Raw genomic sequence first — 12540 nt, 5'->3', positions numbered from 1 at the left:
ATCCTTAGTCTTCGAGCCGGCGCAGCGCGGCGACGGCTCGCTGGGTGATTTCTTCGGGGGTGCCGGACACATCGACGGAGACGCCGGCCTCGTCCTCCTGCAGCGGCTGCAGGGTGGCGAACTGCGAGTCGAGCAGCGTGGTCGGCATGAAGTGGCCCTTGCGGTCCGCCATGCGCTCCTCGATGAGGGCCCGGTCGCCGGTCAGGTGGAGGAAGACTGCACCGGGGGCCTCCGCGCGCAGCCGGTCGCGGTAGACCCGCTTGAGCGCCGAGCTGCTGACGACCCCGCCGAGTCCGTCCCGGCTGTGCGCCCACTGCCCGATCGCATCGAGCCAGGGCCACCGGTCGGAGTCGTCCAGCGGGGTGCCGGCCGACATCTTGGCGATGTTCGCCGCGGGATGGAAGTCGTCGCCCTCGGCGTACGGAACGCCGAGTTCGGCGGCGAGCAGGGGACCGATCGTCGTCTTGCCGGTCCCTGCTACGCCCATCACCACGACTACGTGGGGGGTGCTCATTGGTGGTGCCTCGCTGTCTCCGTCGATGTCGTCCTCGACACCGGTCCGTCGCGCTACTGAAACCCATACGTAGGACTTATTCAAGATGTTGTGATTTAAAAGTCATACTTTTTGTTCGCGGTACGCGCCCCGTAGGCTTTGCCCATGACCACACAGGGCTCTGGGCTGCATACACACGTGCTGGACACCCTGGGTCTGGAGATCGCCGCGGGGGACTGCCCGCCGGGCCGGGTGCTGCGCACCGACGAGCTGGCCCAGCGCTTCGACGTCTCGCGCACGGTCGTGCGCGAAGTGGTCCGCGTCCTCGAATCCATGCACCTGGTCGAGTCCCGGCGCCGGGTCGGCGTGACCGTACAGCCGACCGAGGCATGGAACGTCTACGATCCGCAGGTCATCCGGTGGCGACTGGCCGGCGCCGACCGGCCGCGCCAGCTGCGCTCCCTGACCGTCCTGCGCTCGGCGATCGAACCGGTCGCGGCCGGACTCGCCGCCCGGCACGCCACGCCGGAACAGTGCGCCGCCCTCACCGAATGCGCCCTCGGCATGGTCGCGACCTCACGCGGCCAGCAGCTGGAGGGATACCTGGAGCACGACATCGCGTTCCACCGGATCGTGCTCAACGCCTCCGGCAACGAGATGTTCGCGCGGCTCGGGGACGTCGTCGCCGAGGTACTGGCGGGACGCACCCACCACCAGGTGATGTTCGAGGACCCGGACCCGGCGGCGGTCACGCTCCATGTACGTCTCGCGGAAGCGGTGCGGGAGGGCGACGTGGCGGATGCGGAGCGGCTGACGAAGGAGATCGCGGTGGGCGCCCTGCACGAACTGGACGTGCTCGCCCCCTGAGACCCCGGGGCGCGAGCCGCACGGGGACCCACCCCGGGGCCGGGACCCGTGGGCCGGGACCCGGATCCGCAGGGCAGGGCCCGCGCGCGTCGGTCAGCGCCCGGACTTCACATGCTGCAGCCGGCCGGCGGCTGCCGCGAGCATCATCTCCAGCGCCGCCGGATACCCGCTCCGGCTCATCTCCGCCACCAGGACCGGTGCGGTCGCCGCGATGTTCGGATGCTCGGCGGCCGGCAGTCGTGCGTACGTCTCCTGCCATGCCTCGGCCTCCAGAGCGCGGGCCCGCTCCGGCAGCACCAGCGCCGACGCGTCCAACGCGGCGAACGACAGCGTCTGGTCCACGAACACGTGATAGATCCGCGCTGCCTCCCCGTCCGGGAATCCCGCCTCGCGCAGAATCCCGAGGATGGTCTCCACGGCCCGGATCTCGTGGGTACGACCGGTGACCCGCGTACACGTCAGCATCGCCGCCTGCGGATGGGCCAGATAGTTGGCGTGCATGCGAAGCCCCAGGTTGCGCAGGTCGGCCCGCCAGTCCCCGGTGGCCCGCCAGTCGCGCAGGGTGCGGCCGATCAGCTCGTCGGCCACCGCCAGCAGCAGCTCGTCCGTGTCCCGGAAGTACCGGTAGACCGCGCTCGGGTCGCAGCCCAGCGCCGCGCCCAGCCTGCGCACGGTGAGCGCCGCCGCCCCGTGCTCACCGATCAGCCGCAGCACCGTCTCGATGATCAGCTGCTCGGACAGTACCGTGCCCTGTTTGGTGGGACGCCTGCGGCGCCGCGTATCCGCCGGCACCACCCGCTCGCTCGTGCCCATGGGGGCACCTTATGACAACAGCATTGACGTGCGGAACCCCCGAGGAGTTCGATGTGCCGCCATCGGGGCCGAAAAGTGCCCCTCGGCGAAGGAGCCTGCGTGACGGCCTCACCCACCCCCTACGGCAGCGACCCACCAGCGGCCACGACCCTCAGGAAGAGCCTCGGCGTCGTCGACGGAATCGCCATCGCCGCCTCCTCCACCGCCGCGACCACCAGCATCGGTATAGGCCTCGGCGTCACCGCGGGCGCCGTCGGCCTGCATCTGCCGATCATCATGCTGCTGGGCTTCCTGCCCGTCCTCGGTATCGCGAGCGCCTACTCCCGGCTCAACCGGGTCGAGCCCAACATGGGCAGCGGCTATGTCTGGGTCGGCCGTTCACTGAGCCCCTGGCTCGGCTTTCTCGTCGGCTGGATCGGCATCGTCTCCACGGTCGTCTTCCTCTCGTACACCACGACCGTCACCGGCTCCGCACTGCTCCAACTCGCGGGCGAGGGCGGGCTGCACCGCCTCGCCGGGCTCCGCCTCGACCCGGACTCCACCGCCCAGTCGACCGTCCTCGGCATCGTCGTCCTCATCGCCGTCACCTTCACCGCGATCATCGGCGCCCGGTCCGCCGCCAACCTGCAGAAGTACCTCCTCGCCTTCGAGTACGCCGTGCTGCTCGGGTTCTGCGGATACGGACTGGCCGTCGGCCCACACCCGTTCAGCCTGGACTGGATCAACCCGTTCACCATCCCCTCCGGACAGCAGCTCGCCCAGGGGCTTCTTCTCTCGGTCTTCTGCTACTGGGGGTTCGAGTCGTCGTTCAGCGTCAACGAGGAGGTCCGCGACCCGCAGGACGCCTCCAGGGCCGGACTCATCACTCTGGTCACCATGCTCGGCCTCTTCCTCCTCGGCTCCTTCGCCTTCCAGCGCGTCCTCTCGCTGGACGAGTTGACCGGACACGGCGCCCAGGGACTCACCTACTTCGGGGACCGGCTCGCCGACCAGCCGCTCGCCGCACTTCCGTTGACCGCCCTCACCTTCTCCGCCGTCGCCTCGCTCCAGTCCGGCGTGATCCCGACCGTGCGCGGCATGTTCGCGATGAGCCGGGACCGCACCCTCGGACCGCTCTGGACGAAGGTCAGCCCGCGGTACGGCACACCGGCGGCCGGAACCATCGCGATCGGCTGCGTCGCCGCCGCCATCGCCGTCCTGTCCCTGGTCATTCCGAAGGTCGGTGACCTCATCCTGGCCTCCGTCAACGCGATCGGCGTCGTCGTCTCGCTGTACTACGCGCTCACCGCGCTGGCCGCTGCCGCCCGCTTCCGCGGGGCACTGCGCGAGAGCCGGTCCGAGGCCCTGCGCGCCGTGGTGCTCCCAGTGCTCAGCGCCACCGCGCTGCTCGGCCTCGGCGGCTACCTCTGCTGGTCCTTCTACACCTCCGCCGACCACTTCGAGATCAGCCCGGACAACGGCTGGTTCATGCTGTTCTGCCCGGCGGTCATGCTGCTGACCGGTGTGGGTGCGGCTGCCTGGGCCAAGTGGGTAAGGAAGTCCCCGTACTTCACCACCGGCCGCTCCCTCGCCGCCACCGGCCCGGCGGTCACCGAAGCGGCCTGACCCTCCGTACGCCTGCCATCCTCGCGCCCCGCACGGCAGGGGCCCTCGCCGACCCGGTGGTCCTGGACCGCGACCCGTACGCGGGCCCGCCCGAGGAGATCGGTGCCACCCGCGTCCTTTGGACGTACGTCGGCGGGCGCCGGGTCCACGACACGGAGGCCTGAACCGCCGGCAGGCGGCCCCCGCGGAACCCTCGGTGGGGCCGCCCTCCCGCGCGCCACCGTGCCGCCGCTGCCGGACACCCATGCACCGCGTACGGTTGTTCGTGTTCGATCTTCGGATGTCGGTCGAACGTCACAGAAGCCGGGACCGTCACGAAAAGGGAGACCACGGTATGGCGCAGCAGGTGCAAGGGGTCATCGCACCGGGAAAGAACGAGCCGGTACGGGTCGAGACGATCGTGATCCCGGACCCCGGTCCCGGTGAGGCCGTGGTGAAGATCCAGACGTGCGGCGTCTGCCACACCGACCTGCACTACAAGCAGGGCGGCATCAATGACGACTTCCCGTTCCTGCTCGGCCACGAGGCCGCGGGAATCGTGGAGTCCGTCGGCGAGGGGGTCACGGACGTCGAGCCCGGCGACTTCGTCGTCCTCAACTGGCGTGCGGTCTGCGGGCAGTGCCGGGCGTGTCGGCGCGGCCGCCCCTGGTACTGCTTCGACACGCACAACGCCAAGCAGAAGATGACGCTGCTGGACGGCACCGAACTGTCGCCCGCGCTCGGTATCGGAGCGTTCGCGGAGAAGACCCTGGTCGCCGCGGGCCAGTGCACCAAGGTCGACCCCGAGGTCTCCCCGGCCGCCGCCGGGCTGCTCGGCTGCGGCGTCATGGCGGGCATCGGGGCCGCGATCAACACCGGCGAGGTCGGCCGTGGCGACTCGGTCGCCGTCATCGGCTGCGGCGGCGTCGGCGACGCGGCCGTCATGGGCGCCCGGCTGGCCGGCGCCGCGAGGATCATCGCGGTGGACATCGACGACCGCAAGCTGGAGACGGCGAAGAAGATGGGTGCCACGCACACCGTCAACTCCCGCACCACCGACCCGGTCGAGGCGATCCGTGCCCTGACCGGCGGCAACGGCGCCGATGTCGTCATCGAGGCGGTCGGCCGCCCGGAGACGTACAAGCAGGCGTTCTACGCCCGCGACCTCGCCGGCACGGTCGTCCTGGTCGGCGTGCCCACCCCGGAGATGCAGCTCGAACTGCCGCTGATCGACGTGTTCGGCCGCGGCGGCTCGCTCAAGTCGTCCTGGTACGGCGATTGCCTGCCCTCGCGCGACTTCCCGATGCTCATCGACCTTCACCAGCAGGGCCGGATCGACCTCGGTGCGTTCGTCACGGAGACCATCGGGCTCGGCGACGTCGAGCAGGCATTCACCCGGATGCACGAAGGCGACGTGCTGCGCTCGGTGGTGGTGTTCTGATGACGGCCCGCATCGACCACCTCGTCACCTCCGGCACCTTCGCCCTCGACGGCGGCGAGTGGGACGTCGACAACAACGTCTGGATCATCGGCGACGACACCGAGGCGATCGTTATCGACGCCGCCCATGATCCGGTCGCCATCGAGGACGCGCTCGGCGGCCGCACGCTGCGCGCCATCGTCTGCACGCACGCCCACAACGACCACATCGACGCGGCCCCGGCCCTCGCCGACGCCACGGGTGCGCCGATCCTGCTGCACCCCGACGACCTGCCGCTGTGGAAGCAGACCCACCCGGACCGCACGCCCGACGCCGAACTGGCGGAGGGCCAGGAGCTGCAGATCGCCGGGACCACGCTCCAGGTCCTGCACACACCCGGTCATGCCCCGGGTGCGGTGTGTCTGTACGCCCCCGAGCTGTCCACCGTGTTCACCGGGGACACGCTCTTCCAGGGCGGGCCCGGCGCCACCGGACGGTCGTTCTCGCACTTCCCGACGATCGTCGCGTCGATCAGGGACCGGCTGCTCGCACTGCCGGCGGACACCACCGTCCGTACCGGACACGGCGACTCCACCACGATCGGCGCCGAGGCGCCGCACCTCGACGAGTGGATCGCCCGCGGGCACTGACGTCAGGGGATCACCGGTCCGGCCACGCGGAGAGCCGCAGCCCGCTCTCGAAGCGGCGCGGCCCGCCCGTGACCGGATCGGTGAACTCCAGTACCCGGGCAAGGAGTTGCAGCGGACGCGTCCAGTCGTCCGCCGCCCCCTCCGGTTCGACCACCGGATAGACCGGATCATGGACGAGCGGCAGACCCAGACTGTTCATATGGACCCGGAGCTGGTGGGTGCGCCCGGTGGCCGGCAGCAACCGGTAGCGGCCAAGCCCGGCCCGGTGCTCCAGCAGCTCGATCCGGCTCTCGCTGTTCGCCTCGCCCGGTTCCTCCCGGGCCGCGATCACCCCGCGCTCCTTGACGATCCGGCTGCGTACGGTGCGCGGGAAGTCCAGTCCCGGGTCGTAGGGTGCCACCGCCTCGTACTCCTTGCGCACCCGCTTGTCGCGGAACAGCGTCTGGTACGCGCCCCGCTCCTCGGGCCGTACGACGAAGAGCACCAGGCCCGCCGTCAGCCGGTCCAGCCGGTGCGCGGGCTGCAACGTCGGCAGAGCAAGCTCACGGCGGAGCCGGGCCACCGCTGTTTCGGTGATGTGCCGGCCGCGCGGTGTCGTGGCGAGGAAGTGCGGCTTGTCGGCGACGACGAGATGCGCGTCGCGGTACACGACACCGACGGGGAACGGCACCGGCTCCTCCGGCGCGAAGTCCCGATGGAACCAGAGATACCGGCCCGCCGTGTACGGCTCGTCGGGCGCCACGGGCCCCTGCACCGAGACGAACCTGCCCTCGGCGAGCATGGCGTCCACCCGGTCCGCTCCGATCGCACCTCCGAACCGCGCCAGCAGATGGTCACGGACCGTCGCCCACTCCCCGCGCGGATCCTCGGGGAGTCGCACCCGCACCGGATCGATCCCGTCCCGCTGCGGCAGGGGCGCCGACGGAGGCTTCGCCCGGCCCCTCATCGCGAGGTCCCGGCGGGTGCGTCGGCGCCCGGGGCGCGGCAGCTGCTGACGGTGCTGGTGGTCATGGTGCCGGTCATCCTGTCACAGCGTCGGCGCAGCTCACCGGCGGTGTCAGACCGATGGCAGCGTCACCTTCTCGGGCCGCACCCGATGCGTTCGGCCTCCGCGGCGACATGGCCGGGCGGCAGCGCACGGGTGAGATCCGGGCCCTTCGGATCGGTACGCAGCGTGAGTTCGACGACGAAGACCACCTGACCGGTCCGGCACATCGTCCGGCGGCCACCGGACCGGCAACCGGCCGTACCTCACCCCACGGGCGAGAACACGAACGAGAACTCCGTCTCGGCCGCGTCGAGGCGGTACTCCGGCAGCACGCCCGGCCCGCACGACTGCGAACCGATGCCCTGAAGCGCGTGATCCAGGTGGACCCAGACGGTCTCCCCGGCCACCAGATCCGGCCTGTGCCCCGCAGTGTCCAGCTGCTCGCTCGTCCACCGTCGTGCGGAGAACCAGAACGGCGCGCCGCCCTCGGCCCGCACCCCGGCACCGTCGCCGTCCGTCAGCTCCGCCCAGCGGACATCGGCCCGGGCGCCGTTCTCCTGCGGCCGGACGTACGGGGTCTGCATCGCGTCGACGGACATCTCCCACCGCCCGAGCATCGAGGCGGCCCGGGTGTCCGGGTACGCCTCACCGGGCCCGCCGCCGAACCATCGCGCCCCGCCGTACGCGGCAGGGAGCCCGAACCGGATCCCCAGCCGGGGCAGCGGCACCCGCCACTCGCCCTCGGGCGCCACGGACACGGTGAGCCCGAGCCGTTCCCCGTCGGCGGTCCACCGGTACTCCGTGCGCAGCCCCGTATCCACCCCGGCGGGCGCCACCCATGTCCGTACGGTCAGCGAGTCCTTGCCCATCTCCACGGCGTCGATCCGGTGGCGCATCCGATGCAGCCCCAACTCCCGCCACCGCAGCCCGTACCGTTCGTCCGGCTGCCAGGCCGCACCGTTGTCGTTGTCGGTGGGTGCCCGCCACACGTCGAGCCGCAGCGCCTGAACCGGTACGTCCCCGAGCCGGACCAACGCCCCGGTCGCCGCATCGAAGACGCCGCCCCCGAGGACGATTTCCCCGTCAGCCGCCTCCGGTCGCGATCCCACCGCGGCCGCAGCCGGAACCACCGCCCCGACGGCCGGCTGCCCCCAAGCCACCACATGCCCGCGCCCGGCCCACGCGGCGTCCTCGGCGAGCACCGCCCGCACGGTCCACACGCCCTCACCACCCTCGGGGAGTGCCACCTCCGCCTGGGCTCCGGGCGCCAGGCCGGGCACGGTGAGCGGGCCCGATGCACGGAGCTCCCCGTCCCCCTCGTGCGACCAGACGAATTCCAGGTGGCCGAGGTCCGCGAAGTCGTACCCATTGACGATCCGGACGGTTCCCGCCGATGTCCCGGCCTCGATCCGTACCGGCTCGACGACCTTCTTGTACTCGATCAGCCCGGGGGAGGGCGTGCGGTCGGGGAAGAGCAGTCCGTCGCAGACGAAGTTGCCGTCGTGCAGCTCCTCGCCGAAGTCCCCGCCGTAGGCGAAGCCGTGCTCGGGGTGGGCGATTCCATGGTCGATCCACTCCCAGACGAACCCGCCCTGGCAGCGCTCGTACTGCTCGAAGAGCCGCTGGTACTCGCTCAGTCCGCCGGGACCGTTGCCCATCGCGTGCCCGTACTCGCACATGATGAACGGCATCGCGCGCCGCCGGGCGTCCAGCGCCGGGTCGCTCCACGGGTCCTCGGCCCGCTTCCCGATCAGCTCGACCTCGGCATGGGTCGGATACATCCGCGAGTACAGGTCGACGTCCTTGCAGGAGAGATCGCCCTCGTAGTGCACCAGCCGGTCCGGATCCCGGCCCTTGACCCACTCGGCCATCGCCGTGAGCCCACGCCCCGACCCGCACTCGTTGCCGAGAGACCAGATGATCACCGAGGCGTGGTTCTTGTCGCGCTCCACCAGGCGCGCGGCCCGGTCGAGCAGTGCCGGGGTCCATCGTTCGTCGTCGACCGGGTTGTTGCGCCACTCCAGGTCGACAAAGCCATGTGTCTCCAGATCGCACTCGTCGATCACCCAGAGCCCGAGCTCGTCGCAGAGATCCAGGAACGCCGGGTGTGGCGGGTAGTGGCTCGTCCGTACGGCATTGATGTTGTGCCGCTTCATCAGAACCAGATCGCGCCGCATCGTGTGTGCGTCCACGGTCCGCCCGGTCTCCGGGTGGAACTCGTGCCGGTTCACCCCGCGGAAGAGCACCCGCCGGCCGTTGACCTTGACGACCCCGTCCTCGACGGCGACGGTACGGAATCCGATCCGCAGCGGTATCCGCTCACCGGCCGTCACCAGCTCGCCGTCGTAGAGCCGGGGTGTCTCGGCGGTCCACGGCTCGACCGGCACGGTCACCGCCTCATCCGTTGCGACATCGACCCCCAGCCCGGGCACCAGGACCCGCCCGTCGGCGCCGTCGCACTCCACCCGCAGCGTCCCGGTCCCGGCGCGGTGGTCGTAGCCGGCGTGCACGAAGAAGTCCCGGGGCGCGCCGTCCGGCCGGTGCAGCAGCGTGACGTCCCGGAAGATCCCCGGCAGCCACCACTGGTCCTGGTCCTCCAGATAGCTTCCGGACGACCACTGGTGCACCCGTACGGCCAGTACGTTGCCCTCGGCCCGCACGACCCCGCCGACCGCGAACTCGTGCGGCAGTCGGGACCCCTTGAAATCCCCCAGCTCCTCGCCGTTGAGCCAGACCCGGGCGGCGGACTCCACTCCGTCGAACCGCAGCACGCACTCGCCGCCCTCCGGCCACCCGGCCGGCAGATCGAAGGTCAGCAGGTGGTCCCCGGTCGGATTCTCGGTCGGCACCAGCGGCGGATCGACCGGGAAGGGGTAGACGACATTCGTGTACGCGGGAGCTCCGCCGGCTCCCTGCAGCACCCAGTGTCCGGGCACCGCGACGGTTCCCCAACCGGACGCGTCGAACCCGGACTGCGCGAACGAGGCGTCCTCGGCGGAAGCGGTCGGCGAGAGCCGGAACCGCCAATCCCCGTTCAACGACATCCGCCCGGCGTCCGACCCCGCGTACCAGGACCGGGGCGGCAGCCCGCCCGATCCGGGGGACACGTCCATGTACCAGGGGAGGAGGTGCGTATGCGTACGGCTCATGATTCTCCCTGCTCGGCAACGCCCGGTTCGCTGCAGGACGTTAGCCAGGGATGAACCGTTTCAACAAGGGGGGTGGAGGGACCGGCGCCGGCCCTCGGTCCCGGTGGACCTGCGCCGGCGGCCGTGCGGAACCCGCCGAAACACATTCGGCCCATCGGCGCCGTGGCCGGCTTGACGCGGTGATGACCGGCCAACACAGTCGAGATGCGGTGCGATCGACGTCCCCACCACGACCCGTGCCCGCGCGGTCCGACCTCCGGCCGTCGGCAGACACTACGGGAAGGCAGCGATGGCCGAGATCCGGAGCGAGACGCGGTCTGTGCCGCCCGGCGGGCCCGAGACCCCTGGCCTCGGAAAGCCGTACGGACACGGGCCCCAGGGCGGGACCGGCTATGCGGTCGGCAGCGATGGTCGTTGACCTCGTACTCATCGGCACGGCCATCACGCTCGGGCCCATTCACAACAGCGCCTTCATCCTGCTGCTCTCCGCCGACAGAGGCGTACGCAAGGGGCTGGCGTTCATTCTGTCGTGGCTCGGCAGCCTCGTGCTGGTGATCGCTGCCGTGATCCTTCTGACGGGCGGCACGCCCCCGGCGCGCCAGAGTGTTCCGTCGACGGCGGCGCTCGTGGCCAAGCTGGCCCTGGGCGTGGGGCTCGTCGTGTACGGCGAACACAAGCGGCGCAGTCCGCCTCGCCCCCGTCGCTCACCCAAGTGGATGGCGGGACTGGACCGCGCGTCCGGATGGGCGGCGGCCGGACTGGCTGTCCTGCTGCAGCCCTGGGCCATGGTCGGTGCCGGAGCCGCCACGGCGGTGAGAGCGGATCTCTCCTCGGTGGCGTCCACGCTGGCCCTCACGGGGTTCTGCGTGCTGGCCACGTCCAGCCTGCTGGCGATGGAGCTGTACGCCACCTTTTCGCCCGTTTCGGCAGGGGCAAAGCTACGAGGGTTGCTCAGCTGGCTCGACAGCCATCAGGACCAGGCGATCGTGTCGCTGTCACTTCTGCTGGGGCTGTGGCTGGTCACCAACAGCATCTACCAGCTCGTCAGGTGAGGGCGGCGGGCCCGGGCCGACCGCCGCCCCCACCGTGCGGGCATGAGCGCCGGGACAGGTCGCGGCGTCACTGGCCCGGTCGTGTGAGATTCCCTTCCCACCGCGAGCGTTCCGCGCGCCGGTCCGGCCCGCCCGCCGCGTTCGGTGATCCCCTCCTTTGGAGGTGTGGCGCGAAGCGGCTCACTTTCCGATTCCGGCCCCTCTGTTCCCGAGAGACCGGCGCGGCGGCACCGCGTCGCCCTTCCTCCAGCGACTGCCGGGCCCCCGACGGCCCGCCCGGCGGCGTTGTCTGCCGACCGACGGGCCGCACGGAGTGCCGAAGGAGAAGCCGTGGTGGCAGGAAGTAGCGGTGAGGCGCGGGGCGCCATGTCCGCGCGACTCGTGGCGGGGCAGAAAGCGCTGGTGACCGGGGCGAATTCGGGCATCGGCAAGGCGACCGCGATCGCGCTCGGACGGGCCGGCGCGGATGTCGTCGTCAACTACGTGGCCGGCGCGGACGAGGCCGAGAAGGTCGTGGACGAGATCAAGGGCTTCGGGGTCCGCGCCTACGCCCACCAGGCCGACGTTTCGCAGGAGGACCAGGTCGTCGGCATGGTCGCCCGCATGGTCGAGGAGCTCGGCACCATCGACATCATGGTGGCCAACGCAGGCCTCCAACGGGATGCGCCGACGGTGGACATGACGCTCGCCCAGTGGCAGAAGGTCATCGACGTCAATCTCACCGGCCAGTTCCTCTGCGCGCGTGAGGCCACCAAGGAGTTCGTGCGGCGCGGTGTCGTCCCGGAGGTCTCCCGGGCGGCCGGGAAGATCATTTGCATGAGCTCGGTCCACCAGATCGTCCCCTGGGCGGGCCATGCCAACTACGCCTCCTCCAAGGGCGGCGTGGGCATGCTGATGCAGACCCTCGCCCAGGAGCTGGCACCGCAGCGGATCCGGGTGAACGCCATCGCACCCGGCGCCATCCGCACCCCCATCAACAAGGACGCCTGGAACACCCCGGAGGCGGAGGCCGACCTCCTGCGGCTGATCCCGTACCGGCGGGTCGGAGATCCGGACGACATCGCCAACGCTGTCGTCGCGGTGGCGTCCGACCTCCTCGACTACGTCGTGGGCGCCACGCTCTACGTCGACGGGGGGATGACGCTCTTCCCCGGCTTCGCCACCGGGGGCTGATCCCGCGGTGGCACGCCGGGCAGCGCCCTGGCGGGGCCCCGCCGGTCCGTGCTGCTGCCCGGCGTATACGGAGGGCGCGGGGCGCCGTACATCCGGGCGCGGCCCGGCCCTCGGCGACCGCGTGGCAGGAGAGACAGCAGACGTTGCCGTGCGTACGTCCGCGGAGTGCCGACCCCGGTCGGTCCCCATGCCGCCTCCTGGCGCAGCCACGGGCCGCCACCGCCGGAACCCGGGCGGATCGCGACCGCTCCGCCACGCCCCGGCCCTGGCTGCGCCCGTGCCGCCGCAGCGCGGGCGGCCCGCATCCGTACCCCTCCCGTCCGACACCCCCGGGCGCGAACCATCGAGGTG

General features: G+C 71.1%; 10 protein-coding genes. 6 read left to right on the top strand and 4 right to left on the bottom strand.

The annotated features are described in order from the left end of the window. Positions 1–4: 4 nt before the first annotated feature. Positions 5–514, bottom strand: a complete 510-nt coding sequence (locus ACFU8W_RS14135; RefSeq protein WP_384036011.1) for a gluconokinase — start codon at positions 512–514, stop codon at positions 5–7. Positions 515–658: 144 nt separating this feature from the next. On the opposite strand from ACFU8W_RS14135, the gene ACFU8W_RS14130 reads away from it, so the two are divergent. Next, positions 659–1360, top strand: coding sequence for an FCD domain-containing protein (locus ACFU8W_RS14130; RefSeq protein WP_345513521.1), 702 nt, complete (start codon positions 659–661; stop codon positions 1358–1360). A gap of 93 nt (positions 1361–1453) precedes the next feature. On the opposite strand, the gene ACFU8W_RS14125 is transcribed toward ACFU8W_RS14130, so the two are convergent. Continuing rightward, positions 1454–2173, bottom strand: a complete 720-nt coding sequence (locus tag ACFU8W_RS14125; protein WP_384036007.1) for a TetR/AcrR family transcriptional regulator — start codon at positions 2171–2173, stop codon at positions 1454–1456. A gap of 99 nt (positions 2174–2272) precedes the next feature. Here ACFU8W_RS14125 and ACFU8W_RS14120 point away from each other — a divergent pair, with 99 nt between their 5' ends. The 3 genes from ACFU8W_RS14120 to ACFU8W_RS14110 all read left to right on the top strand — a co-directional run bounded on the left by ACFU8W_RS14120 (position 2273) and on the right by ACFU8W_RS14110 (position 5827). Further along, positions 2273–3778, top strand: coding sequence for an APC family permease (locus ACFU8W_RS14120; RefSeq protein ID WP_345513517.1), 1506 nt, complete (start codon positions 2273–2275; stop codon positions 3776–3778). 334 nt (positions 3779–4112) lie between these two features. Beyond that, positions 4113–5198, top strand: coding sequence for an S-(hydroxymethyl)mycothiol dehydrogenase (locus tag ACFU8W_RS14115; protein WP_345513516.1), 1086 nt, complete (start codon positions 4113–4115; stop codon positions 5196–5198). Then, positions 5198–5827 (top strand): MBL fold metallo-hydrolase, encoded by a 630-nt coding sequence (locus ACFU8W_RS14110; RefSeq protein ID WP_266987539.1) that lies wholly within the window; start codon positions 5198–5200, stop codon positions 5825–5827. Before ACFU8W_RS14115 ends, ACFU8W_RS14110 begins: the two co-directional genes overlap by 1 nt. 10 nt (positions 5828–5837) lie before the next feature. Here ACFU8W_RS14110 and ACFU8W_RS14105 read toward each other — a convergent pair whose 3' ends face one another. Together ACFU8W_RS14105 and ACFU8W_RS14100 are read right to left on the bottom strand one after the other, a co-directional pair. Continuing rightward, complete coding sequence (locus ACFU8W_RS14105; RefSeq protein WP_384036002.1) at positions 5838–6773, bottom strand: pseudouridine synthase; 936 nt, start codon at positions 6771–6773, stop codon at positions 5838–5840. Positions 6774–7078: 305 nt separating this feature from the next. Further along, a complete protein-coding gene (locus ACFU8W_RS14100; protein WP_384035999.1) occupies positions 7079–9964 on the bottom strand; it encodes a glycoside hydrolase family 2 TIM barrel-domain containing protein in 2886 nt (961 codons plus the stop codon). Positions 9965–10371: 407 nt separating this feature from the next. Here ACFU8W_RS14100 and ACFU8W_RS14095 point away from each other — a divergent pair, with 407 nt between their 5' ends. Next, positions 10372–11016, top strand: a complete 645-nt coding sequence (locus tag ACFU8W_RS14095; RefSeq protein WP_345513512.1) for a GAP family protein — start codon at positions 10372–10374, stop codon at positions 11014–11016. A gap of 366 nt (positions 11017–11382) precedes the next feature. Beyond that, positions 11383–12189 (top strand): SDR family oxidoreductase, encoded by an 807-nt coding sequence (locus tag ACFU8W_RS14090; protein WP_384036216.1) that lies wholly within the window; start codon positions 11383–11385, stop codon positions 12187–12189. The last annotated feature ends 351 nt before the right edge of the window (positions 12190–12540 follow it).

The organism is Streptomyces sp. NPDC057565 (assembly GCF_042801455.1).
GTDB classification, from domain to species: domain Bacteria; phylum Actinomycetota; class Actinomycetes; order Streptomycetales; family Streptomycetaceae; genus Streptomyces; species Streptomyces yanii.
The sequence above is the reverse complement of the archived record's forward strand: the minus strand, read 5'-3'. Positions and strand labels throughout refer to the sequence as shown.